The sequence below is a fragment of the Novosphingobium barchaimii LL02 genome (genome assembly GCF_001046635.1).
Taxonomy (GTDB): Bacteria; Pseudomonadota; Alphaproteobacteria; order Sphingomonadales; family Sphingomonadaceae; genus Novosphingobium; species Novosphingobium barchaimii.
In genome coordinates this window covers 480,187-505,406 of record NZ_KQ130453.1, presented here as the reverse complement: position 1 = coordinate 505,406, position 25,220 = coordinate 480,187, and the positions used below count along the sequence as shown (strand labels likewise).

The following is a 25,220-nucleotide window of genomic DNA, read 5'->3' as shown; positions in this document are numbered from 1 at the left end:
CGCGGCGCGGCGGGCACCCCAGCAGCTGGGATCTCCAGTCCATCGCTCCGAACGTCCGGTGCGACTGGCACCACAGGAACATACATGCCGATGAACCGCATCAAGACTCTTCTTGCAACCGGCCTGTTTTCGATCGCACTGGGCTCAGGCCCGGCCGTGGCCCATCCGCCGGTCAGCGCCGACAAGGCCGCCGCCGGTTTCGAGCAGGACCACGTCGACATCCTGGCCATGGCAGGCACCTTCAAGGTGCGCTTCGACATGCAGGAATCGACGCCTTGGGTCGCCGGTTACACTCCGCTGGAACGCAAGATTTCCGGCGGAGACGAAGTGGTCCGCGTGATCGAGGATACCGGGCGCAAGATCGTACTCCAGCACATGCTGGTGGCCGAACATGAAGGCCGGACCATGGTCATCAAGCACTGGCGCCAGGACTGGGAATACGAGCCCACGCGCGTCCTCGTCTATGCCGACCGCAATACCTGGAAGTGGGTGGACGTCCCCGAGAAATTCCGTACCGGACGCTGGTCGCAGACGGTTTTCCAGGTCGACGATTCCCCGCGTTACGGCGGCTGGGGCCAATTCGAAACGCAAGGCGGGGTGCGCCGCTGGCGGTCCAACTGGACCTGGCGCCCGCTTGCCCGCCGCGATGCCGTGCGCAATCCGGTCTACGACCGCTACCTTTCCATCAACCGGCACCAGAATACGCCAGACGGATGGATTCACTGGCAGGACAACACCAAGATGGGCCTCAAGGACGGCAAACTCGTCCCCATCGTTCAGGAATATCTGCTCAACACCTACACCCGCTTCGACGGCTACGACGTCAAGGCTGCCGACGACTATTGGGTTGCGACCAAGGACTACTGGGCCCAGGTTCGCGCCGAATGGGCCTGCGTGGCAGAGGCGAAAGGCGGCATCGCCGTGGACGAAAAGGCCGATACCGGCACCGTCATCAGCGGGCGCCTGATGGAACTCGCGGACGAGATCCAGGCAGGCAGGATCAAGACCGCCGAGGCAGCGGCCGAAGCCCGCAAGCTGATCGCCGCCAACACCCGCAAGATCTAGGTTCAGGAGCACCGCCCCATGTACGACTTCATCGACCGCCCCGTCACCGAACTCGACAACGACGGGCGCTTCCTGCTCTGGGCCATGCGCGGCTGGGTCCATTGTGCTGCCACGGGCAACTGCCCCGCGCACTCGCTGTGCCGTGCTTTCGCCGGATTTAACGCCCAAGCCGTCCTGCCTGACTTTCATATCGCCATGTCGCTGCTCAGCCACCGGGCCGGCGAACGTGTCATGCTGGCACCGATGGGGTGCTGCCGGATTGCCGAGCATGAGGCCATGCTGCTTGCGCTTTGGCGCGATGTCGGTATAGGGCGCCGCGAGAACGTGCGTGCGACTCTGTCGCTCGTCGTGCCGGCGGACACGGTGGCCGCGGTCGCGCAGGCAATGTCCCGTGCCAGTGCCGCGATGACCATCGCCGGCTTCGGCATATCCCTGATTAACCCGCAGAATATCGAGGACTGAAGTTGATGAGCGATCACAAGGCCGAGGCGGCTACCCTGGCTTCCACCACGCTGGAGCCGATTGTCCTTGAGCCTACTGCCGCCCTGACCGTGGAAGAGGTTCTTTCGGTCCATCACTGGAACGACCACCTCTTCAGCTTCAAGATCACGCGGCCTGCCTCGTTCCGCTTCCGCTCGGGCGAGTTCATCATGATCGGCCTTCAGGGCGACAACGGCAAGCCGTTGCTGCGTGCGTATTCGATCGCCAGCCCCTCTTGGGCAGAGGAAATCGAGTTCCTCTCGATCAAGGTTGAGGACGGCCCGCTGACTTCCAAGCTGCAGAAGATCCAGCCGGGCGACCACATCTATCTTGGCCGCAAGCCGGTCGGCACGCTGGTGACCGACGCGCTTTCGCCTGGCAAACGCCTGTTTCTGTTCGGCTCGGGCACCGGCCTCGCGCCGTTCCTCTCGCTGATCCGTGACCCGGACGTCTATGAGGCGTTCGAGCAGGTGATCGTGGTCCACTCCGTGCGCACCGTCGCTGACCTCGCTTTCCGCGAAGAGCTGGAAAGCCAGCTTGCCGGCGACCCGCTGGTCGAGGACCAGGCGCTGCTCCAGTTGACCTACGTACCCACCGTCACGCGTGAGGACTTCCACACTACCGGGCGCATCAACACACTGATCGACAACGGCCGCCTGTTCGAGGGTCTCAAGGGCGAGGCGCGCCTCGTTCCCGAAAGCGACCGCGTGATGCTCTGCGGTTCGATGGCCATGAACAAGGACATCGCCGCGATGCTCGAGGGCCTCGGCTTCGTGGAAGGCTCCAACAACAAGCCTGCCGACTTCGTGATCGAGCGCGCATTCGTCGGCTGACGATCCCGCCGGCTGAATGCAATACGGGCCCCGGCGCGACATCGCGCCGGGGCCCGCTGCGTTTTAGGGGTCAGGCCGCCGTTACCTGTAAACGGGCTCCGGCGAAGTCCTGCGCCGCCACCGTTTCGATCTGCCGCTCGATCCCGCGCGTCAACGCCGCCGGTACGGTAACCGCGAAACCGCGTGCGATCAGGCCATCGATCGCCCAGCGCACGCAGTAGTCGGCCGCGACGCCGATCACCGTCACCTCGTCCACGTCGCTTGCCTTCAGGTCTGCGAAGAAAGGTTCGCGGGATATCGGCGCTGCCTGAAGACCGCGCGCGTCCTCGATTTCCAGCCCCGGCTCCGCCCACATATCGAACACACCCTTCTCGATCCGCCATACCGGGATCGCAGGGTCGATCAGGGCGGCATCCAGCAGGTTCGCCCAGCCCTCGCTGCCACGCACGCAGTGGATCGGAAACGCCTCGGCCTCCATCGAGCCGGCGTAGATTTCGGGTTCATGCGTGTCGAACGTGAACAGGACACCTGCCGTATCGCGCGGATCGAGCGACGCAAGCCAAGCGTTCATAGGCTCCACCAGCGCTTCCGCACCGGTAACGCCGAGTGCGCCCTGCGCCGTCATGAAGTCTTTCTGTGTATCCACCACGATCACGAAGCGCGCCATTAAAACCTCCTCAATTGCGTGCCGCTTGACATATATCCGAATCAAACATAAGTAAAGCGCATCTTGCACATAAGGCTTGTTCGATGACGGAATCGGTATTCCTCGAAGGGTATGACCCCGCCGCCTATGAAAGGCCATCGGTCACTGTCGATCTGGTCCTCATGGGGCTGCGCGGAGGCCGCCCGGCGGTGCTGCTTCAAGAACGGCGCGATCCTCCCTTCAAGAAGCGCTGGGCGCTGCCGGGCAGCTTCGTGGGGATCGACGAGGCGCTGGAAAGCGCCGCCGAGCGGACACTTCACGAAAAGGCCCGGCTTGAGAGAGCCCACCTGGAACAGCTCTACACATTCGGCGCGGTGGACCGCGATCCTCGAATGCGGGTCATAACCGTCTCGTGGCTGGCCTTGCTGAACGAGCAGGACTTTGCCGCAGCGCTGGCGGCGAATCCGGCGCTTCTGCCCGCCGCCATAGACGTTCCCTGGGCCGGCGATGCAGGTGGTCCGATCACCGTAGCGACGCCCGGCGGCACGCCGATCGATCTGGCGTTCGACCATGCCGCGATTCTTGCCCTTGCCGTGCAGCGGCTGCGCGGCAAGCTGGACTATTCCGAGATAGGCTTCGCGCTGCTGCCCGAACTGTTCACCCTGCGCCAGCTTCAGGACGTGCACGAGGCAATCCTGGGCACCGCGCTCAACAAGCCCGCTTTCCGGCGGCGGATGCAGGACCGGGGCTGGCTCGCCGCGACCGGCACGCGGGAAGAAGGCACTTCCTACCGCCCTGCCGAACTCTTTCGTTTCCAAAGACCGCTCTGACCCCAAAAGGAGGACATCATGGCCACGATCCACAACTTCGGCTTTCTCGCCCAGCTCAGGAGCGAAGCCAGCAACCACGTCATCCGCTACCGCGGCGGTCGTCCCCGGCAGAGCGGGCGCGGGCTTGTCTTCTGGTTCCGCCCGGAAACCGCCAGCATCGCCGAAATTCCCATGGACGACCGCGACATGACGCTGTTCGTCAAAGGCCGCAGCCAGGATTTCCAGACGGTCTCGATCCAGGGCACCATCGGCTGGCACGTCACTGACCCCGAACGGCTGGCGGAGCGGATCGATTTCAGCATCGCGCTCAGCACAGGCCGTCCGCAAGGTGAGCCAGTTGACAAGATCGAGGCGCGCATCACCGGCATCGCCAACCAGGCCGTGTTGCAATATCTGGCGCAGATGCCGGTGCGCGCCCTGCTCGATGCCGGACCGGAACCCCTGCGCCTGCAAGTCGCGGCGGCCTTGGCGCGCGATGCCGCATTGGCGGAAATCGGGGTCGCGGCGGTCGCTGTGCGGCTGACCAACCTGGCGCCCAGCAGCGAGCTGGAACGCGCCTTGCAGCCCCCCACCTTCGAGGCGCTCCAGCAGAAGGCCGACGAAGCCACCTTCGAACGCCGCGCCCTTGCGGTGGAAAAGGAGCGCGCCATTGCCGAGAACGAACTGGTCACCCGCACCGAACTCGCCCGGCAGGAAAAGCTGCTGATCGCTGAGGAAGCAAGCAACGCCCGCAACCGCGCCGCCGGTGTCGCCGAAGCCAGCGAGGTAGAGGCGGCAGCGGAAGCAAACCGCATCCGCACGGTGGAAGGCGCGCGCGCCGACGCCGAGAAGCAGCGCATCGCCGTCTACCGCGACCTGCCGCCCGCGATCCTGCTTGGCCTTGCCGCGCAGCAGCTGGCGGGCAAGCTGGAGACGATCGAGCACGTCAACATCACCCCCGATCTTCTGGCCACCGTCTTGGGCGAGTTCCGCAAGGCACCCGCCGCGATCGAGGCACGCTGAAGGACGCCGTCATGCCTGCCCCGATGTCCTCACCTCCCCCCGTCTCGACGATCGCGCCGCGCGCCGTGTTCGTCACGCGGGAAACCGACTACGAATTGCTGATCGCGCGCCATGCAACGCGCGATCAGGCCCGGTTCTTCCTGGAGACAAGGGGCCAGCGGATCGAGGACGTGGAAGCTCGCCACCATCGTTTCCACGCCGCGCTTGCTTCGGCACGCGGCGCCGTCCCCGGGCATTGGCGGCAAGCACTGGTAAAGCGCGCCGACCTTGATCGCTTCCTGTTCGCGCGGGACGATGTAGTTGTGCCGGTGGGGCAGGACGGGCTGGTCGCCAATGTCGCCAAGTACCTCGACGGCCAGCCCGTGATCGGGGTGAACCCCGCGCCCGATCTTCATGACGGAGTGCTGGTGCGCATCGCGGTGGACAAGCTCGCCCGGCTCTTGCCGGCCAGCGCCGCCCGCGACGCTGCGATAGAACGGCGAACCATGGTCCAGGCCACACTCGACGGCGGCGAGACACTGACTGCGCTTAACGAGATATTCGTCGGCCACCGCAGCCACCAGTCGGCCCGATATCGTATCGAGGCACACGGCATGACCGAGGATCACAGTTCCTCTGGCCTGATCGTCGCATCGGGCACAGGCGCCACCGGCTGGGCGCGCTCCATCGCGCAGGCCACGCACATCGACCAGCCTTTGGGGCTGGAGGAACGCGCGGTCGGCTACTGGGTCCGCGAACCTTTCCCCAGCATCGTCACCGCCACGCAGATGCGCGCGGGCAAGGTCACCGACGTACCGCTCCTGATCACTTCGCGGATGAACGATGGCGGCGTGATCTTCGCGGATGGCATCGAGCAGGACTTCATCGCCTTCGATTGGGGGCGCCGGGTACACGTTTCGCCCGCGCCCCGTTGCCTCCACCTCGTCATCGGGTAAGGATCGTTTTCATGGCCGTCACAGATCTCGCAACCCGCACCTACGATCACAATTTCCGGCTCGATCCGATCGTGCGCAGTCTTCTCGATACCGACTTCTACAAGCTGCTGATGCTGCAGATGATCCGCCATATCCATTCGGATGTGAAGGCTACCTTCTCGCTCATCAACCGCACCACCTCTGTGCGACTGGCCGAAGTGATCGACGAGGCGGAACTGCGGGCGCAACTGGACCATGCCCGCTCCGTGCGGTTTTCGAAGAAGGAGCTGATCTGGCTTGCCGGCAACAGCTTCTACGGCAAGCAGCAGATGTTCGCGCCCGATTTCATCGCCTGGCTGGCCGAATTCCGTCTGCCGGCTTATGATCTGCGCAAAGTCGACGGGCAGTACGAATTGCGCTTCGAAGGCCCCTGGACCCACACGACGATGTGGGAAATCCCGGCACTCGCCATCATCAACGAACTGCGCTCGCGCGCGGCGATGCGCGATCGGGGCAAGTTCGCGCTCGACGTGCTCTATGCCCGGGCCAAGACCAAGCTGTGGGACAAGGTCGAGCGGCTGCGCGAACTGCCCGACCTTGTGATTTCGGACTTCGGCACGCGGCGGCGACACGGATTTCTGTGGCAGCGCTGGTGCGTGGATGCGCTGAAGGAAGGTCTCGGAAACCGCTTCATAGGCACCTCCAACGTGCTGCTGGCGATGGACGCGGACCTTGAGGCGATCGGCACCAATGCGCACGAACTGCCTATGGTCGCCGCCGCCCTCGCCAAAAGCGACGACGCGCTTCTCAATGCGCCATACCAGGTGCTGGAAGAATGGCAGGCCCACTACAACGGCAACCTTCTGATCGCCCTGCCCGACGCCTTCGGCACCACTGCCTTCCTCAAGAACGCACCCGACTGGCTGGCGAACTGGACCGGTTTCCGCCCAGACAGCCCGCCGATAGAGGCAGGCGAACAGATCATCCGCTGGTGGCAGGAACGCGGCGTGGACCCCGCCAAGCGGCTGCTGATCTTCTCCGACGGCATGGACATCGGCACCATCGAGCAGACCTACCGCCACTTCCATGGCCGCGTGCGCATGAGCTTTGGCTGGGGCACCAACCTCACCAACGACTTTCGCGGCTGCGACCCGGACGGCGTCGCCGGGCTGGAGCCGATCTCGCTCGTCTGCAAGGTGACGAGCGCCAATGGCAGACCGGCCGTCAAGCTGTCGGACAACCCGTCCAAGGCAACCGGCCTGCCCGAGGAAGTCGCACGCTATCGCCGCATCTTCGGCACGGCCGGCCACGTCGCCGCGCCCGTTTTAGTCTGAGCGGGGCGCACGAAAACAGGGCTGACCCTGCTGACTTGCCCGCCGGCAATCGGGACAGACTGCTGAAACCCACCGCAATTATGGTATATCTTCATTGCGTTGGTCTGCATTGCGCGGCGAAAGTCCCGGAGAAAGTCGAGCGGGTGTTTCCCCTGCCAGCGATGCGCACGCTGGCAGGCTCGCGCACGGGCTGTTGGAGCAACCCGCGCGCGAGGCAGTTCAGGCAGGCGCCCGCAGAGAGGCATTCGCCTTTTCCACAAGGGCGCGCAGATCCTGCTGCTCTGCATCGGTCAGGTCGGTAAGCGGCAGGCGCACCGGACCGGCGGGGCGGCCGATTACGTTCATGCCCGCCTTCACGATCGAGACGGCGTAGCCCGCATTGCGGTTGCGAATGGCGATATAAGGCAGCACGAAGTCGCTGAGCTGCGCCATGACCGCCACCTTGTCGCGCGCGCGCACGGCCTTGTAGAAGCCGAGCGCCCATTTCGGCATGAAGTTGAAAATGGCTGAGGAATAGGTCGTCACGCCCATCTCCAGATAGGCCGGGGCGAAGGTTTCTGCGGTGGGCAGGCCGCCGATGTAGGTCAGCCTGTCGCCCATCCTGGCATAGATACGCATCATCAGTTCCACATCGCCGATGCCGTCCTTGTAGCCGATGAGGTTGACATTGCGCTCGCAAAGCCCGGCCAGCGTATCTTCATTGATGATCGCGTTGTCGCGGTTGTAGACGATCACGCCCAGCGAAGTCGCCTTGCAGACCGCTTCGATATGCGCGGCCAGTCCTTCCTGCGTCGAATTGACGAGATAGGGCGGCAGCAGCAGGATGCCGTTGGCACCGGCCTGCTCCACGTCCCGGGCGATCCCGGTGGCGATTGCGGTGCCATAGCCGCACCCCGAAAGCACGGGCACCTTGCCGCCCGCTTCCTCGACTGCGGCCTTGACCACCACTGGCACTTCCGCCGGCGTCAGCGAGAAGAATTCACCGGTGCCGCCAGCCGCGAACAGGCCCGCGACATCGTAATCCGAAAGCCAAGCGAGATGCTCGCGGTAGGCCCCTTCATCGAAGGCCATGTCCCGGTCGAAATGGGTGACCGGGAACGAGAGAAGGCCTGCGCCGATCCGGGCAGCCAATTCCTGAGGCGACATCGCTAATGCTCCAATTGATCCTGTGCCACTTTGCTAGCCGTCCCGCGCCCGTGCACCCACCGCTTTGAATGGATCAATTCATGTCCACCCGGCATCGATAGAATGCGTCAGGCGGGATAACCTCGCGTCTTTCACTGAGAGCGGGCAGCATGTACGCATCGATCATGTTCGAACTGACCCACTTGCGCTGCTTCGTCATTCTGGCCGAAGAACTCCACTTCGGCCGCGCGGCAGAGCGCCTGCATATGACCCAGTCGCCGCTCAGCCGGCAGATCCAGGTGCTGGAACGCATCCTGGGGGTAGAACTGTTCAACCGCACCAGCCGGCGGGTCACGCTGACGCTGGCCGGTGAGACGTTCCTCCACGAAGCGCGGCGCATCGTCCGTCTGTCCGAAAGCGCGGCGCTGGCGGCTCGGCGTGTATGGAAAGGCGAGACGGGGCGTATCTCGATCGGCTTCACCGCGGTCTCGGGCTATGTCCTGCTGCCGCGCATCGTCAAGCGCGCGGCAGTGGAACTGCCGGGGCTGGAACTGCAATTGCATGAACTGGTCTCGGGCGATCAGTTCGAGGCGCTGCATACCGGGCTGATCGATCTTGCGCTGGTACGTCCGCCGATAGACCGGGTGCAGTTCGATTCCGCGCCGCTGCTGCTGGAAAACCTGCTTGTCGCCCTGCCCGAGGATCATCCGCTGGCCGGACAGCAAAGTTTCGGCCCGGCAGACTTCGACGGCATCGACCTTGTCATGTATGCCCAGCGCGGCGCCGGATACTTTCACCGGTTGCTCAGCAGCCTGTTCGAGCGGGCCGGAGCGGCACCGAACTACGTGCAGTATGTCACCCAGATCCATTCGCTGCTGGGCCTCGTGGGCGCCGCGCTGGCACCGGGGATCGTGCCTGAGGCAGCGGCGGGGCTGCACCCGCGAGGGGTAGTGTTCCGCCCATTCGTAAGCGAGCCGGAAACGCCGGTGGAACTGCACCTCGCCTGGCGGCGCGAGAGCGAGAACCCCGCCCTGCCGGCATTCCGGGACTTGTGCCTGAAAGCGATATCGGCAGCCTGATGTCCTCCCCATATCGGGAGGACAGGGTTTCACGCGATCAGTTCAGGCCATGCCAAAGTCGGCTGCTGGCTATGACGGGCCATCTCCAAGATAATGCGCGCGCCTGACCCCGGTTCAATTCGCAGGGCCAGATCACGGCTGCCTACGGGGATGCGCCGGTTGCCCAATCGTACCGCCTCGATCCGGTGTTCGCCATAACCACCGCCCCGGATCACCAGTCGCCTCGCCAGCGCCGGGTTGAGGTTCACCAGCGACAGCGTCGTCGTGTCCGCGTCCAGCTTCTCCACCAGCGCCGCCACGTCTTCGGGCAAGCCGGGACGCCCGCGATCGGCATCGAAGTGCCGCAGCCGTGCAAACAGCAACGTCCCGCCCTGGTTAGGCGACGTCGGCGACCAGGGCGGCCGCGCAACGTGGATGGCCCCCATCGTCTGGTGCATCAGCGCCGTCACCGAAACCGGATTACGCTCGATCGGATTGTCCGCCAGACGGGTCTGCGCGGTGGTCTTGTCCTCACGCACGCGGACGAGTTGCGTACGCACCCGCTCCATGTCGGCCAGCAGAGACTGTTCGGCCCAGTCCGGCGCCTTGCCATCAAGGAACTGCGTCCACGGCGTGGAAGCCATGGCGGCGCGGTCGTCACCGCGCATCGAGAGATACCAGATTTCGCCGGTATTGAAGCGGTAGGGGCCGGGTTTGAAGCTGTACCAGCCATCACTGCCGTGCATCGTCGGGGCCGACATCACGCCGTCCACCTTGCGTGAAGCCGCATTGATCCGCGCATTCTGATCGCGCCACACCTGCAGGTAGCGATCGTCGCCCGTGGCGATATAGGCATTCATGAAACCCATGATCGCGCGCGGGATGCGGTTGCGGTCCTCGCGCTTGCCGGTGACGGGGTTTATCGGGCTGAACCCCCAGCCATAGGTGCCGCCATACCACTTGCCGTCCGCGCCGCCGCCGACAATGCCATCGGGGCCGATGTTGCTGGGCAAAATGCCGTCATTGGCGCGGGCACGGGCTGCCCATGCCTCGACATATTCCAGCATCCAGTCGCGAAACCGGTTCTCGCCCGTCAGCATCCAGGCGTTGAAGCCCAGCGCGGTGGAGTGGAGGTTTAGAGGGTTGTCGCCCACCGTCTCAGTATATTCGCGGTAGTGTTCGAGCGTGTCCGCGTAACTGGTTTCGCCGTGGACCATTTCGAAGGGCGCGGTGTCGAACGGATCGCCCGCCCAGTCGAGCATCGTCGCCGGGCGCATAAGCGGGCCGATGCTGCCGTTGAACATCGAGCGGATCAGTCGCAGCTTGGGATCGTAATTGGCGGCGATGGGATCGCGCCCGGTGTAGAAGTCCGCGAAACGGCGCGCACGCTCGATCAGCTTGCGGTCGCCTGGCGTGCACAGACCAAGCTGGTTGAAGGTGGTCAGGCCTTCGGAGATGTGTTGCCAATCCATCTGGGGCGGAAATTCGCGCACGTACATGCCGTTTCGGCCCATCGGCACGTCGCGGGTCTTCGCCCTCGAATATTGCGCGAAATGCGCTTCCTGCACTGCGCGGGCCAGCTGGAGGATATGGTCGCCCCCGCCCATCAGGTAGAGATAGGGCCAGTCGTTCACCGCCTCGATGGCATCGTCCGGGCCATCGTTGGCACCCCAGCGCAGAAACGCCTCGATCTCGTGCTTCTGGTTGAAGTAGCGGTCGTGGAACGCCTGCGCGGCGTCGCCCTGCATGGCGATCAGGTGGCGCTGCAGCACCGCCCAGCGCGGCGCCGCCATTGGTGTATCGATGGCGATTTCGGGCGCCTTGCGGGCCTCGGCGGCAAGGCCGGGCATCGCAGCGGTCAGCGCAACGATACCGCTGCCGGCAAGGAGGGAGCGTCGGTCGAAATTCATGGCACCAGCTCCAGGCGTTCCAGTTTCTGCACGATGACGAAGTAGGCAACGATGGTCAGCAGGCAATGCGCGCCGACAAAGACCAGCGCCGTATCGAACGACCCCGCATTGGCGACCAGCACGCCTACGACGATGGGGGTGACGATACCCGCCGCATTGCCGAACGTATTGAACACACCCCCTGCCAGCCCCGCCAGCTTGCGCGGCGCAACATCCGACATGACCGCCCAGCCGAGCGAGGCCACGCCTTTGCCGAAGAACGCCAGCGACATCAGCAGAATTACACCCCAGCGGCTCTCCACATAGGCGGCGGCCATGATCAGGCTGGCCAGCAGCATCCCGCCCAGCAGCGGCGCCTTGCGGGCCAGCGTGATGGACCCGGTACGCGCGAGAATTTTGTCAGACACGACGCCCCCCGCAACCCCGCCAACGAAGCCGCACAGCGCCGGTACGGCGGCCACGAAACCGGCCTCCAGAATGTCGAACCCGCGATCCTTGACGAGGTAGATCGGAAACCACGTCACGAAGAAATAGGTCAGCACGTTGATGCAGTACTGGCCCAGATAGATGCCGATCATCATCCGGTTCGCAAGCAACTGGCGCACATTGTTCCAGGTGAAGGTCGGATCGCCGCGCTTGCCCTTCTGGCTATCGAGTTCGACCAGCCCGCCGCCTTCGCGAATAAGGTCGACCTCGGCCCGGTTGGCCCACTTGTGTCTGACGGGATCCCGAATGAACGCGGCAAAGGCCAGCATCGCCATCAGGCCCAATCCGCCCATGACGAAGAACACCGCCCTCCAGCCGAAGGTGTGGACCACCCAGCCCATCAACGGCGCAAAAGCAACCAGCGAGAAATACTGCGCGGAATTGAAGATCGCCGATGCCGTGCCCCGTTCCCTCGCCGGGAACCAGGCGGTGACGATGCGGGCGTTGCCGGGAAACGACGGCGCCTCGCATAGCCCCACCAAAAAGCGCAGCACGAACAGCTGCGCGACCACGGCTGCTCCGGTCAGGAAGCCCGCAAAGCCCTGGATCGCGGTGAAGGTCGACCATGTACCGATCGCGGCAATATAGACCGGACGTGTCCCGAAGCGATCGAGCAACAACCCGCCCGGTATCTGGGCCGCAGCATAGGCCCACGCGAATGCGGAAAGAATGAACCCGGTCTCGATCGCCCCCAGCCCCAGTTCATCCGAAGCCGAGGCACCGGCAATCGAAAAGGTCGAACGGTCCGCGTAGTTCAGCGAGGTGATGACGAAGACCAGCGCGATAATCAGAAACCGGACGCGGGTGGGTTTGGCGATACTGGCTGGCGGGACGGCAATTTCGGCTCTGCTTGACACGTCCAACTCTCCCTTGGCCCATTTGCGGGCTTATCGTTCGTCCAGACTAGGCGCGCGACGGGCGGCCCATCCATGCCGCAATTGAACTCGATCAATGCCGGCTGCGCATCATCCACCGCGCAGCCCGTAGGATCGTACCAAATTTGCCCCGGCTGAAGCGCGCCGCGTCCGTCGAATTGCCTTGCCGGCCACCGCCATGTTGCAACCGATGCTGCGCGTGCATCGATCGTGCCTCTTTTCGCGGACGAAGCAACGGACGACTGCGCCTATCGTCCCAAGACCAAATTCGCGGTTGCTGACACCGGTATCAAGTTTACTGATAAAGCAGAGCCGGGGAAGCTCAACGATAACGGCGCTCTTTGAAGTGCCGGGTCGAATAAAAGGGGAGGATAACAATGACGTCTTCAATGGTACTTCGTCGCCGCCTGGCGCGCAGCGCTTCCATCACGGTACTGGCGATCGCCTGCGTTTCTCCCGCGATTGCGCAGGATAGCGAGGCCGAAGGCCTGGGCGGTGCCAGCCCTGCCGACATCATCGTCACGGGCTTTCGCAACTCGGTGCAGACCGCGCAGGCGGAAAAGCGCGAAGCGACCGGCGCGGTCGATGTCATCAAGGCCGAAGACATCGCCAAGTTCCCCGACAACAATCTCGCAGAATCCCTCCAGCGCATTCCCGGCGTCGCGATCTCGCGAGAGGGCGGCGAAGGACGCAGCATCTCCGTGCGCGGCCTTGGTCCCGAATATACCCGCGTGCGCATCAACGGAATGGAAGCGGTCGCCACCACGGGCGGTTCCGATGCCGGCGGCGGCGTCAACCGGGGCCGCGGCTTCGATTTCAACGTCTTCGCATCCGAACTGTTCAACTCGCTGACCGTGCGCAAGACCGCCTCGGCCTCGGTGGAAGAAGGCTCGCTGGGCGCCACTGTAGACCTTCAGGCGGCCCGCCCGCTGGACTACAAGGACAACTTCGTGATCGCCGGATCGGCCCGCGCCGGTTACAATGACCTGTCGAAAGCGTGGGATCCGCGCTTCGCCGGGCTGGTAAGCTGGCAGAACGACAGCGGCACGTTCGGCGTGCTCGCCTCGGGCGCCTATTCGACCCGCACCATCAAGGAAACCGGCCACTCCACCGTGCGCTGGAGCCCGGCGGGCGTCAACGGCGGGTTCAACGCCGCCTCCACCCTGCCCGGTTATACAGCCGCCCAGATCAACACCGCGCCCGCGGCGGACGGCTCCAACTGGGACAGCCTGATTTACCACCCGCGCATTCCGCGCTACGATACCTGGACCAACGACATCAAGCGCTTGGGGCTGACCGGCGCTGTCCAGTGGAAGCCCTCGGATCGCACCGAAATCACCGTCGAGGGGCTCTATTCGAAGTCCAAGACGAAGCGTCAGGAAAACTATATCGAGGCGCTGTCGTTCAGCCGCACCGGAGCGTCTGGCAAGTCGCAGACGATCATCCGCGACGGCGAAGTGAACGACCAGAACGAGCTGGTCTACGGCGTGTTCGATGACGTCGACATGCGCATCGAATCGCGCCACGACGAATTCAGCACCACGTTCTATCAGGTCAATTCGGAACTGAAGCAGGAACTGTCCGACACTTTCCGGGTCAATGGCTATGTCGGCTATTCCAAGTCCAAATTCGACAGCCCGGTCCAGACCACCGTGGTACTTGACCGCCTGAACTCAGACGGCTTCAGCTGGGACTACCGCGACAACGACCGCTCGCCCACGATAAACTGGGGCTTCGATCCCAACAATCCGGCAAACTGGTCGTTCATCAACGGCACATCCGACGTGCGTATCCGCAAGAACGAAGTCACCAACGACTACCTCTCGACCAAACTCGGCGGTCAATGGGATCTGGCCGAAGGCTTCAAGCTGTCGTTCGGCGGTGAATATCGCCGCTTCCGCTACGACACATTCGAATCCCGCCGCTTCGTGGCCGAAACGTCATCGGGCACACTGACGCCTGCGCAAGTCGCCGCACTAACCACGCCCTTCGGCGGCGTTACCGGCGATCCGGCTTACGGCGGCTACGTCATTCCGAACCTGCAGGGCTTCGTCGACACGCTGGGCATCTACTGCAACTGCGTGACCGACATCAACGGACGCGCCGTGGACTTCCGCGTCAACGACCGCGACGTCGCCGGGTCCAACCCCAACGCCACCGCCGCCAGCAACACGGGCAACATCAAGGAGGTCGACAAGGCGCTGTGGTTCCAGGTGGACTTCGAGCAGGAGTTCGGCGGTGTCACCGTTCGCGGCGATGCGGGTATGCGTTACGTCAAGACGCAGCAGACCTCGTTCGGCTATGGCCTTGCCAGCGGTGTCGCCACGCCGATCACCGTCAAGCGCAGCTATGAGAACTGGCTGCCTTCGATGAACCTGGTGGCGGAATTCTCTCCTGAATTCCTCATTCGCTTCGGCGCCGCGCAGGTCATCACCCGTCCGGGGCTGGGCGCGCTTTCCCCCGGCGGCAACCTGACATTGCAGGCCGCGAACCAGGTGTTCAACCAGGGCAACCCCTTCCTGAACCCCACCGAGGCATTCAACCTCGACCTTTCCGCTGAATGGTACTTCGCCCCCGGATCGCTGCTGGGCGTCAGTCTGTTCCAGAAGGACATCGGGTCGCTGAGCGGTACCCAGATCTCGACACTGGTGCCATTCAACCAGCTCGGCTTCCCGCTGAATCTGGCGACCGACCAAGGCCTTGCCCCCGACGTGCCGGTTACCGTGCGCCGCACGATCAACGGCGATGGCGGCAAGCTCAAGGGCTTTGAGGTCAACTACCAGCATCAGCTTGACTTCCTGCCTGGTATCTTCCGCAACCTCGGCATCCTGGCGAACTATACGTACGTCAAGGCAGACCTGAAGTACCCGGGCCCCGGCGGTATCGGCGTGGTCACCGGCCCGCTCACCAATTTGTCCAAGCATACCGCCAACGGCACCCTGTTCTACGAGGACAAGCTGCTCTCCCTTCGCGGTTCGGTATCCTATCGTTCGGGCTACGTGGAATCTTTCGGCGGCGGCGCGCGGGATCAGAACACCGAGGAAGGCGTGAACAGCGCGATCAATGTCGACGCCTCCATCGGCGTGAACATTACCGATGCCCTCACCCTTACCATCGAGGGCAACAACCTCACCAACGAGCGCAAGGATCAGTACATCGACGAGGATAACCGCGTCGTGCTGAACCACACCTTCGGGCGCCAGTTCTACTTCGGCGTACGTTTCAAGTACTGACGGCTGACCCCGGTCCTGCACACAGCGCAGGGCCGGGGTCCTTTTTTCAGGACGAAAGTATGAGACATAACTACCGAAACTCTTCGTCGGTGCGCGTGTAGCCAAGCAATCCAGATCGCCTGGGTCGCTTGGCTACACTCGCATTGACGAGACAACCGGGAGAGACGCAGCGTGACCAAAGGTTTCGAATTCAGCCGCCGCTCGATGATTGCGGGGAGCGCCCTGTTGCTGGGCGCTGGCGCCCCTGCCTTGGGGAAGGAACTGGTCGCGCCGCAAAAGCGCCCGCCTTTCCCCATCGAGGATGACAACGGCCGCCCAGTCGATCCGCCGCCGCCAGGCTACTACGATGTCGCGCGGCGCAGCGGTCCCGGCCTGCCCGTCACCGCTGAAACCGAGCGCGGCGGCTGGGTGACCAGCGAAGCGGCGGTGGACCGCAAGGGCGTGCGCTACAAAGGCCCCGGCCCGGCGCCGGCGAACCTGCTGCCCTGGGCCAATTCGGACTCGGCACGCGTGGTTACGCAAGGCCTGATCCCGCCGGTCAAGCCGCTGCTGCATCTGCACCTTCGCGACACCATCGTTTGCCTTGGCGGCGACGGCAATTACTACATGACCGGCTCGACCGGCGATGACATCTGGAAGGCCAATGACGGCGTCGAACTCTGGCGCTCGCCCGATCTCAAGCAGTGGGATTATCTTGGCCTGGTCTGGAGCATCGAGCGGGACGGTGTCTGGGAAAAGCAGTGGTCGGTGCGCAAGGGCGACTACTTCCGGGCGGTATGGGCGCCGGAAATCCACTTCATCAACGGCAACTACTACATCTGCCATTCGATCAGCCGCTCCGGCATTGCCGTGCTGCGCAGTACGACAGGCAAGGCGGAAGGCCCTTACGTCCACGCCTTTTCGCCGGACAAACCCTTGCGCAACGGCATCGACGCCACGCTGTTCGGCGACGACGACGGCGCGGTCTACCTGACCTATGCCGGGGCATTCGAGATGGTGCGCCTCAAGCCGGACCTGTCTGGCTACGACGGCGACTGGCAGCCGATCGCGCTGGAAAACCCTGACCCGGACCCCGCGCACCACAACAAGAAGTGTGTCCACCGGGGTTTCAAGGACATCGGCTTCGAAGGCGCGACGATGTTCAAGCACGATGGCACGTACTACCTCGGCGCCGTCGACCGCTTCGTGAACAACCGCTATTCCTTCGCGCTGGCGACTTCGGACAAGCCCTTCGGCCCCTACCGCGACCGCTATGAAAGCGTGGCCTGCGGCGGCGGCGGCAACATCTTCAAGGACAAGGAAGGCCGCTGGTGGTGCACCATCTTCGGTAACGACGACGAAGCCCCGTTCCGCGAGAAACCCGGCATCGTCCCTGCCCGCATGGATGAAAAAGGCCGGCTGGTGGCTGACTTCACCCCGCGCGAGGTTTAAGAGCGCAGCCTTTCCTTCACCGGCAAGCAAACTTCCAAGAAACGTCTTCATCTGCGGCGGCGGGGAACAACCCCGCCGCCGCCAGTTCATTACCGCTGGGAAACATCCTCGATCCGCACCGGCGCAAGGCGCGGGCTGAGGATATGCACCACCAGCAGCGCCAGCAGGTACGCGCTCGCGCAGATCGCGAACAGCACCTCGTAGCTATGCGTGGCATCCAGGATGTAGCCGGCGAACAGCGCCATGCCCATGCCGCCAAACGCGCCCACGGTGCCGCCTATGCCGACCACCGACCCCACCGCGCCGCGCGGAAACACATCCGATGGCAGGGTGTAGAGGTTCGCGGAAAACGCCTGATGCGCCGCCGTGGCAAGGCCGATCACCAGCACCGCCATCCAGACATTGTCGATCCCCTGCACAAACCAGATCGGCAGCACGCAAATAGCGCAGATCAGCATCGTCACCTTGCGCGCGAAGTTCGGCGTGCGCCCGGCCTTGATGAGCTTCGAGGACAACCAGCCACCCGCCACACTGCCCAGATCGGAGATCAGGTAGATCGCCGCCAGAGGCAGGCCGAAAGTCTTGAGGTCAAGATCGTAACGGTCGAACAGGTAGCCCGGCAGCCAGAACAGGAAGAACCACCAGATCGGGTCGATCAGGAACTTGCCGAGCGCATAAGCCCAGGTTTCCTTGACGGTGAGCAGGCGTCCCCAACCGATCTTCTCTACCGGGTCGGCCGGGTCCTGCCGGATCCAGGCGAGTTCGCCGGGCGTTACGCGGGTGTGCTCGGTGGGGTGGCGGTACACCATCCACCACACCGCCAGCCAGATGATGCCGAACAGGCCGGTCACGAAGAAGGCCATCCGCCAGTCGAACCACAGCACCAGCAGCGGCACCAGCAGCGGGGTGATGATGGCGCCGACATTGGCCCCGGCGTTGAACACGCCAATGGCGAAAGCGCGCTCCTTCTGCGGGAACCAGTCGGTCACGGCGCGGATGCCGGCCGGGAAGTTGCCCGATTCGCCGATACCCAGGCCAAAGCGCGCCAGCGCGAACGAGATCATGCCAGTGGCGAAACCATGCGCCATGTGGCTGATGGTCCAGATCACGATGGCGATCGTGTAGCCCAGCCTAGCGCCCAGCGCGTCAACCACCTTGCCGAATGACAGGTAGCCAATCGCATAGGCCACCTGGAACCAGAACACGATGCCCGCAAAGTCTGTTTCGGACCAATGAAATTCGGCAGCGAGCGTGGGCTTGAGCACGCCGATCATCTGCCGGTCGATATAGTTGATCGCCGTGGCCGCGAACAGCAGCGCGACCACGACCCATCGATAGCGGCCTACCTTGTCTCCGGCTTTGATTGCGCCGCCTGTTTCCGCACCCATTTCCCAACTCCCGTAACGGCGGCCTTGTTATCCTGCCGTGCTCGTATTCTTCCTCAGGCCGACGTCGCCGCCACGATACCGCAAGCTACGGTCCCCTGCCCCTCGAAGGTAGCGAGAACCTGCTCTCCCGGCACCACCGGGTGGACACCCGTGACCGCGCCTGTGGATACCCATGTGCCCGCGCTGCAGTCGATCCCCCGCCCGGCGAGATTTCCCAGCAGGAAGCGTACCGCGCCCAGCGGCCCGTCGAGCATGGCGGCAGTGGTGTTCTCCCCCGCGACGGACCCATCTATCTCGAGGCGGACGAGGACACTGGCAAAGTCGATGGTTTCCCAACCGGCAAGCGCCGGTCCAATGACCAGACCATAGTTGTTGCCATAGTCCGATACCGTGACCGGCGGCCCATCGGCGTTGATGCCTGGATACGGCGAACTGGCGACTTCGATTCCCAGATGCACTGCGTCGAGGACAGCGCGCGTCGCATCATCGTCCTGCGGGACGGTGCCATCCCAGCCGGCGGCGACGTGCAGCAGGAACTCCGCCTCTGCCGCGGCAAAACCATCGGCGAAAACCGGCATTGCAGGCGCTTCACCCACGTTTACCGTTACCACGCTGTCCGTAAAAATCGGCCCCGCGAGGCGGTTGCTGCCAAGGCGCTCGTCGTCGGGTGGATTGATCTTGCCGACCTTCCAGCCCGAGATCTCGCGGCCGTCTATGGCAATGGCGAAGTCCTGGATCGTATAGCCGCCGCCCATGTCGGCCGGCGTCTCTCCGGGGTAAGACACCAGCGCGCGCTTTTCGCGCCGGGCCGCCACGAAAGCCTCGGCTACTGCTTTTGCCGTATCAGTCAAACCAATCCCCATACTCAACCGCATCGCCGTCCCGGTCTGCCCTTAAGTCCGTCATGGACACCGGTGTCAAACCAGAACCCGATCGCTTACCGCAAAACTTCCGGAGATTGCTCTCAGGATCGATTACCTCAGGCGAACTTCGCCTATCTCTATGCCGGAGGCGGGAATCGGGTCTATAACTAAACCCGACAGGCGCGCGCCCCATAGAATGGTAACCGGTGTCATCTTGCCTTTTGGCTCACCCGAAGGCAAGTCGGAAAATCGTGCACGACACGAGGTCAAAAGGACGCCGTATGGCAAAAGGGCAGAAACCTACCATCAACGACGTCGCGCGCCTGTCGGGTGTGTCGAAAAAGACGGTCAGCCGGGTCATCAACAAATCGCCGCTGCTCAACCAGGCCACCCGCGAGAAGGTCGAAGCGGTCATCGCCGAACTGGAGTATGTGCCCAATCCGCAGGCCCGTGCACTGGCGCTGCGGCGCAATTTCCTGATCGGCCTGATCCACGACAACCCGAACGCCCAGATGGTGCTCGGCGTGCAGGAGGGTATTCTCGACACCATCCGCAATACCGAATTCGCCTTGGTCGTGCGCCCGGTGGACCGCCATTCGCCCACAATGGTCGAGGACATCCGGGGCTTTATCGAGCAACAGCGGCTCTACGGCGTAATGCTGCTTCCGCCGATTTCCGAGAACGACGAACTGGCGCAGGCCTGCCGCGATCTGGGATGCACCGTGGTACGCATGGGCTCGGCCCGGCTGGACGATGACGCTCACCTGGTGGCATCCAACGACCGGCAGGCAGTAAGCGACGCCGTCGCCTGGCTGGCGGAGTTGGGCCACAAGCGCATCGGGTTCGTCGCCGGACCCGAAGGATTTCTCTCGGCCCGAGAACGCGAACTCGGCTTTGCCGAGGGCATGGCGCGCGCCGGACTGAAGCCCGATGCGAAGATCGCGGCGCGCGGCAACTACCGTTTCGAATCGGGTCTTGCTGCAGGGCAGAAACTGCTTTCCGCCAAGTCTCCGCCTTCCGCGATCTTCTCCAGCAACGACGAAATGGCCGCCGGCGTCCTCCACGCCGCGCGCGAACGCGGCATGAGCGTGCCTGAAGACCTGTCGATCATCGGCTTCGACGATACCGCGATCGCCGCGCATATCTGGCCCCCCCTGACCACAGTGCGCTGGCCGATCCGCGCCATGGCGGCCACTGCCGCCGCCAAGCTGACGCGCCCGGAAACGGCAGCTTCCGAACCTTCGTTCTTCCTCTCCGATCTGGTCCGCCGCGCCTCTGCGATCGAATATCTGCCCTGAAGAATTTTTCCGTCCGGCAAAGAAAGCCGATCACCGTCCAGAAGCGTTGACACCGGTTACCTAATGCGGATACCAAGACCCTCGAGAGCTTAACGGGAGAGTTCCAAGTGTTCTGCAAAACCTATCACGCCACCCATCCGGACATGATGGAATGCGTCTCCAACGAGGAACTGCGCGACCGCTACCTCGTCACGGGCATGTTCAAGGATGGCGAAGTCAACCTCAACTACTCGCACAACGAGCGCTTCATCATCGGCGGCGCGGTTCCGGGTGCGACCCCGCTTCCCCTGCCGCTGCAGACCGTTCCGAAAAGCGCGGAAGGCAAGTCCTTCTTCGAGCGCCGCGAAGCCGGCATCACCAACATCGGCGGACCGGGCGCGATCACCGTCGACGGCCAGCGCTTCGAGATGAAGAACAAGGAATGCCTCTACGTGCCGATGGGCACCAATGAGGTGATCTTCGAAGGCCAGGGTGCGCGGTTCTACATCGCCTCGGTCCCGGCCCACAAGGCGCTGCCGATCAAGCACATCACGCTGGACCAGGCCAACCCGCTGGCACGCGGCGATCTTGCCAATTCGAACCAGCGCACGATCTACCAGCTGGTGATCCCCGGCGTCTGCGACAGCGCCCAGCTCCTGCTCGGCCTGACCGTGCTGGAAGAAGGTTCGGTATGGAACACCATGCCTCCGCACCTTCACGATCGCCGCAGTGAAATCTACCTCTACTTCGAACTGCCCGAAGAGAACGACCGCATCTTCCACTACATGGGAGAGCCGGACCAGATGCGCCACATCGTCATCGCCAACGAAGAAGCCGTCATCAGCCCGCCTTGGTCGATCCACATGGGTTCGGGCACCAAGAAGTACGCGTTCATCTGGGCTATGGGCGGGGAAAACCTCGACTATACCGACATGAACGTCCTCGACATCTGCCAGCTGCAGTAGTTCGATGGCAATTTCCTTCAGCCTCGAAGGCAAGTCCGCCCTGGTCACCGGTGCCAACACCGGGATCGGGCAGGCGATTGCCGTGGCCCTCGCACAGGCCGGCGCCGACGTTGCGGTGGCCGGCCGCTCCGAACCTGCCGAGACGCTCGACCTGATCGCACAGACAGGCCGCAAGGCCGTCAACATCAAGGCCGATCTCTCCAGCATCGAACCTGTCCAGCGCGTCATCGCAGAGGCCGTCGCCGGTCTCGGCAAGCTGGACGTGCTGGTCAACAACGCCGGCATCATCCGCCGCGACGACCTGCTCCAGTTCTCGGAAGAGGACTGGGATGCGGTGATCGACACCAACCTCAAGACGCTGTTCTTCCTGAGCCAGGCCGCCGCGAAGGGCATGGTCGAACAGGGCAGCGGCAAGATAGTCAACATCGCCTCGCTGCTTACCTTTCAGGGCGGTATCCGGGTGCCCAGCTATGCCGCGGCCAAGTCCGGCGTCAGCGGCGTGACCAAGGCGATGGCCAATGAACTGGCGCCCAGGGGCGTACAGGTCAACGCGATCGCTCCGGGCTATATCTCCACCAACAACACCGCAGCGCTTCAGGGCGACGAGACGCGCAATCGCCAGATCCTGGAGCGCATACCGACCGGCCGCTGGGGCAATCCGGACGACATCGCCGGCGCGGCGGTGTTCCTGGCCTCCCCCGCCTCGAACTACGTGACGGGCCACGTTCTAGCCGTCGACGGCGGCTGGCTGGCGCGCTGAGATGATCGGGCATGTCCTGTGCTTTGGCGAAGTGCTGCTGCGCTTCGCCACCCCCGCCGCCCGCCTGACTGTCCAGTGCGATGCGCTGGACATGGTGGTGGGCGGCGCCGAGGCGAACGTCGGCGCTGGCCTCGCCTCACTTGGCCACGGCGTTAGGATGCTCACCCGGTTGCCGTCCAGCACGCTCGGCGACAAGGCCCGCGCGGTGCTGGGGGCAGCCGGTGTGGATACCCTCCACATCGGCCGCACGGCGGGCCGCATGGGGCTCTACTTTCTGGAGAGCGGCGCAGGACTCAGGCCCTCATCGATCACTTATGATCGCGCTGGCAGCGTGTTCGCGAATTCCGCGCCGGACGATTTCAACTTCGCCTCCGCGCTTGAAGGTGCCCGGCTGCTGCACCTTTCCGGGATCACACCGGCGCTTGGCCCCGGCGGCGTGGCGCTGGCCCGGGCCGCCGTTGCTGCGGCGAATGCTGCAGGCGTGCCGATCTGCTTCGACGGTAATTACCGCGCGCTGCTATGGGATGCATGGGACAGCGACCCGCGCAGCATTCTGACCGATCTGATGCAATCGGCCACGGTCATGATCGGCAACCACCGCGACATCTCACTGCTGCTGGGCAAGCCGTTTTCCGGCGACGCTTCCGACCGCCGCCGCGAAGCCGCGCTGGCCGCATTCGAGGCTTTCCCCAAGCTGCAACTGATCGCCTCCACCGCGCGCCATGTCGTGAACGCCGGCCACCACCGCATCGCCGCCCGCATAGATACGCGGGATGCGGCTCACCAGACCGCCGAAGTCGACGTCACCGGCATCGTCGACCGCATCGGCACGGGCGATGCCTTTGCTGCAGGAGTGCTGCACAAGTGGCTCCAAGGCGCGGACACCGTCTCAACGGCGCAGGCGGGCCTTGCCTATACCGTCCTCAAACATACCCAGCCCGGCGACATGTGTCTGATCGGGCCTGCGGAACTCGAAGCCTTCTCCGCCAGTGGGGGCGACGTAAGGCGCTGAGCGATTGGATACCCCGCCGCTGCGGACCCGATCCGGGGCAGCGATATGATATAACGGGAGTGGACAGCATGAACACCGCCAGGATCACCCGGCGCACCCTCGTCAAATCCGCTGCCGTACTGGCTAGCGCCGCACCCGCACCGCTACTCGCGCGCAGCGTGACACGTCCGCGTGTGGGCCGCTATACCGGACTGGCCGAGAACGGCGTCCTCGCCTTCAAGGGCATCCGCTACGGCCGAGCCGCGCGGTTTGCCCGCGCCGTCGCCGAGCCATGGGACGGCCCTGCCCTCGGCGCCGACAAGTTCGGTCCAATCTGCCCGCAGCGCGCCATGGGCGGGGAAGCGCAATCGGAAGACTGCCTGTTCCTCAACGTCTGGACACCCGAGGCGAACCCGCGCGCGGGCCGGGCGGTGATGGTCTATTTTCACGGCGGCGCCTACACCACCGGCTCCGTCACCGATCCGTTGACCCACGGCGCCAAACTCGCCGCAGAGGGCGATGTGGTGGTGGTGACGGTCAACCACCGACTCAATGCGCTGGGTTATGCCTGGCTCAAGCCTTTCGGTGCGCGCTATGCCGATAGCGGCAATCTTGGCCAGCTCGACCTGATCCTGGCCTTGCAATGGGTGCGCGATCACATTGCAGCATTCGGCGGCGATCCGGCGCGGGTCATGGTCTTTGGCCAGTCGGGCGGCGGCGCCAAGATCGCCACCTTGATGGCCATGCCCTCCGCAAAAGCCCTGTTCCATACGGCCGCGACCATGAGCGGCCAGCAGGTGCAGGCAAGCGGCCCGGCCCATGCATGGAGCCGCACCCAGGCTTTAATGGCCGCGCTGAAACTGGCGCCCGGCGATGTCGAAGCCTTGCGCACCATGCCGGTCGAACGGTTGATGGAAGGTTTGGGCGCCACTGATCCCGTAATGGGCGGCGGGGTCTATTTCGGTCCCGTTCTCGACATGACCAACCTGCCGCGCCACCCGTTCTGGCCGGATGCTGCGCAGCAATCGCTGGCGGTGCCCATGATTCTGGGCAATGTGCGTGAGGAGACCCGCGCGTTCCTCAACCCGCGCGGTCCAAAACTTGAGGGCCTCTCCTGGGAGAACATCGCGGCGCGCATCCTGCCCGAGATCAAGATCGACCTCGACCCTGTCTGGGTGGTTGAGCAGTATCGAAGCCGCGAACCAGATTGGTCCCCCCAACAGGTCTATTACGCCGCTACCACGGCAGGTCGTTCGTGGCCGGGACAGGTGATCGAGGCGGACGAACGCGCCGCTGCGGGCGCTTCCTCGACGTGGGTATACCAGCTCGATCGCCCTTCGCCCGTCGATCCCCTGCGCGGGGCCGCGCATACGGACGACATCCCCTATGTCTTCGGCACGCTGGATGCGCCGGGGAGCTTTTCCGGGACCGACGAGGCTGCGCGCAGACTCAGCATCGCGATGATGCGAGCGTTCACCGGCCTTGCGAAAACCGGACGACCCGGACTTCCGGAATGGTCGGCCTATCGCCTGCCCGAACGTGCGACGATGGTCTTCGACGACACCGTGCGGATTGAAAACGACCCGCGCCGCTGGCAGCGAGAGCTTTGGGCGACTGCGCCCTACGTCCAGCCAGGTACCTGAAGCCCGGCCCTTCGCCAACCGATCGTTTGAAATGCGTAGCAGAGCGCATTTGGAATGGGCAAAGCGCAATCTCAAACGGTCTCCAAGCACTGGAAAAGCGCTTGGATACGG

The 25,220-nt window shown here is 63.9% G+C and carries 21 protein-coding genes; 15 read left to right on the top strand and 6 right to left on the bottom strand.

Annotated elements, in window-relative coordinates; genetic code table 11:
• Positions 1–90: 90 nt before the first annotated feature.
• From V474_RS08965 to V474_RS08955, 3 genes are read left to right on the top strand one after another with little or no spacing between them, the layout of a single operon-like run.
• On the top strand, positions 91–1,065 hold the full coding sequence (locus tag V474_RS08965; RefSeq protein WP_059151481.1) for a DUF6607 family protein: 975 nt from the start codon (positions 91–93) through the stop codon (positions 1,063–1,065).
• Positions 1,066–1,083: 18 nt separating this feature from the next.
• A complete protein-coding gene (locus V474_RS08960; RefSeq protein WP_059151162.1) occupies positions 1,084–1,527 on the top strand; it encodes a hypothetical protein in 444 nt (147 codons plus the stop codon).
• Between the two features lie 5 nt (positions 1,528–1,532).
• A complete protein-coding gene (locus V474_RS08955; protein WP_059151161.1) occupies positions 1,533–2,378 on the top strand; it encodes a ferredoxin--NADP reductase in 846 nt (281 codons plus the stop codon).
• A 70-nt stretch (positions 2,379–2,448) separates the two neighbouring features.
• Here V474_RS08955 and V474_RS08950 read toward each other — a convergent pair whose 3' ends face one another.
• Positions 2,449–3,045 (bottom strand): cysteine hydrolase family protein, encoded by a 597-nt coding sequence (locus tag V474_RS08950; protein ID WP_059151160.1) that lies wholly within the window; start codon positions 3,043–3,045, stop codon positions 2,449–2,451.
• 83 nt (positions 3,046–3,128) lie between these two features.
• Here V474_RS08950 and V474_RS08945 point away from each other — a divergent pair, with 83 nt between their 5' ends.
• Genes V474_RS08945 through pncB form a run of 4 tightly spaced genes read left to right on the top strand, consistent with a single transcriptional unit; the run spans position 3,129 to position 7,104 of the window.
• On the top strand, positions 3,129–3,854 hold the full coding sequence (locus V474_RS08945) for an NUDIX hydrolase (RefSeq protein ID WP_059151159.1): 726 nt from the start codon (positions 3,129–3,131) through the stop codon (positions 3,852–3,854).
• 18 nt (positions 3,855–3,872) lie between these two features.
• Positions 3,873–4,856, top strand: a complete 984-nt coding sequence (locus tag V474_RS08940; protein ID WP_059151158.1) for an SPFH domain-containing protein — start codon at positions 3,873–3,875, stop codon at positions 4,854–4,856.
• A 23-nt stretch (positions 4,857–4,879) separates the two neighbouring features.
• The gene (locus V474_RS08935) at positions 4,880–5,791 is read left to right on the top strand and encodes an NAD(+)/NADH kinase (RefSeq protein WP_059151480.1); all 912 of its coding nucleotides are present in this window, start codon (positions 4,880–4,882) and stop codon (positions 5,789–5,791) included.
• Between the two features lie 11 nt (positions 5,792–5,802).
• Positions 5,803–7,104 (top strand): nicotinate phosphoribosyltransferase, encoded by a 1,302-nt coding sequence (gene pncB / locus V474_RS08930; RefSeq protein WP_059151157.1) that lies wholly within the window; start codon positions 5,803–5,805, stop codon positions 7,102–7,104.
• Positions 7,105–7,323: 219 nt separating this feature from the next.
• Here pncB and kdgD read toward each other — a convergent pair whose 3' ends face one another.
• The gene (kdgD, locus tag V474_RS08925; RefSeq protein ID WP_059151156.1) at positions 7,324–8,250 is read right to left on the bottom strand and encodes a 5-dehydro-4-deoxyglucarate dehydratase; all 927 of its coding nucleotides are present in this window, start codon (positions 8,248–8,250) and stop codon (positions 7,324–7,326) included.
• A 149-nt stretch (positions 8,251–8,399) separates the two neighbouring features.
• On the opposite strand from kdgD, the gene V474_RS08920 reads away from it, so the two are divergent.
• Entirely contained in the window at positions 8,400–9,308 is a 909-nt protein-coding gene (locus V474_RS08920; protein WP_236710979.1) for a LysR family transcriptional regulator, read from the top strand.
• A 29-nt stretch (positions 9,309–9,337) separates the two neighbouring features.
• Here the strand turns inward: V474_RS08920 and V474_RS08915 are convergent, their stop codons facing one another.
• Both V474_RS08915 and V474_RS08910 read right to left on the bottom strand, forming a co-directional pair.
• The gene (locus tag V474_RS08915) at positions 9,338–11,197 is read right to left on the bottom strand and encodes a hypothetical protein (RefSeq protein ID WP_059151155.1); all 1,860 of its coding nucleotides are present in this window, start codon (positions 11,195–11,197) and stop codon (positions 9,338–9,340) included.
• Positions 11,194–12,540 (bottom strand): MFS transporter, encoded by a 1,347-nt coding sequence (locus V474_RS08910; RefSeq protein ID WP_059151154.1) that lies wholly within the window; start codon positions 12,538–12,540, stop codon positions 11,194–11,196. Before V474_RS08910 ends, V474_RS08915 begins: the two co-directional genes overlap by 4 nt.
• Before the next feature lie 395 nt (positions 12,541–12,935).
• Between V474_RS08910 and V474_RS08905 the strand changes: the two genes are divergently transcribed.
• Both V474_RS08905 and V474_RS08900 read left to right on the top strand, forming a co-directional pair.
• A complete protein-coding gene (locus V474_RS08905) occupies positions 12,936–15,791 on the top strand; it encodes a TonB-dependent receptor (protein ID WP_059151153.1) in 2,856 nt (951 codons plus the stop codon).
• 171 nt (positions 15,792–15,962) lie between these two features.
• Entirely contained in the window at positions 15,963–17,222 is a 1,260-nt protein-coding gene (locus V474_RS08900; RefSeq protein ID WP_059151152.1) for a family 43 glycosylhydrolase, read from the top strand.
• A gap of 89 nt (positions 17,223–17,311) precedes the next feature.
• Here the strand turns inward: V474_RS08900 and V474_RS08895 are convergent, their stop codons facing one another.
• Positions 17,312–18,610: an MFS transporter gene (locus V474_RS08895; protein ID WP_059151151.1), complete on the bottom strand. Its 1,299-nt coding sequence runs from the start codon at positions 18,608–18,610 to the stop codon at positions 17,312–17,314.
• A 53-nt stretch (positions 18,611–18,663) separates the two neighbouring features.
• Entirely contained in the window at positions 18,664–19,461 is a 798-nt protein-coding gene (locus tag V474_RS08890) for a 2-keto-4-pentenoate hydratase (protein WP_082699734.1), read from the bottom strand.
• Between the two features lie 293 nt (positions 19,462–19,754).
• On the opposite strand from V474_RS08890, the gene V474_RS08885 reads away from it, so the two are divergent.
• From V474_RS08885 to V474_RS08865, 5 genes are all read left to right on the top strand, one after another.
• Positions 19,755–20,771: a LacI family DNA-binding transcriptional regulator gene (locus V474_RS08885; RefSeq protein WP_059151149.1), complete on the top strand. Its 1,017-nt coding sequence runs from the start codon at positions 19,755–19,757 to the stop codon at positions 20,769–20,771.
• 107 nt (positions 20,772–20,878) lie between these two features.
• Positions 20,879–21,715 (top strand): 5-dehydro-4-deoxy-D-glucuronate isomerase, encoded by an 837-nt coding sequence (gene kduI, locus V474_RS08880; RefSeq protein ID WP_007677423.1) that lies wholly within the window; start codon positions 20,879–20,881, stop codon positions 21,713–21,715.
• Between the two features lie 4 nt (positions 21,716–21,719).
• On the top strand, positions 21,720–22,475 hold the full coding sequence (gene kduD, locus V474_RS08875) for a 2-dehydro-3-deoxy-D-gluconate 5-dehydrogenase KduD (protein WP_059151148.1): 756 nt from the start codon (positions 21,720–21,722) through the stop codon (positions 22,473–22,475).
• Between the two features lies 1 nt (position 22,476).
• The gene (locus V474_RS08870; RefSeq protein WP_059151147.1) at positions 22,477–23,487 is read left to right on the top strand and encodes a sugar kinase; all 1,011 of its coding nucleotides are present in this window, start codon (positions 22,477–22,479) and stop codon (positions 23,485–23,487) included.
• Positions 23,488–23,555: 68 nt separating this feature from the next.
• The gene (locus V474_RS08865) at positions 23,556–25,109 is read left to right on the top strand and encodes a carboxylesterase/lipase family protein (RefSeq protein WP_059151146.1); all 1,554 of its coding nucleotides are present in this window, start codon (positions 23,556–23,558) and stop codon (positions 25,107–25,109) included.
• Positions 25,110–25,220 lie beyond the last annotated feature (111 nt).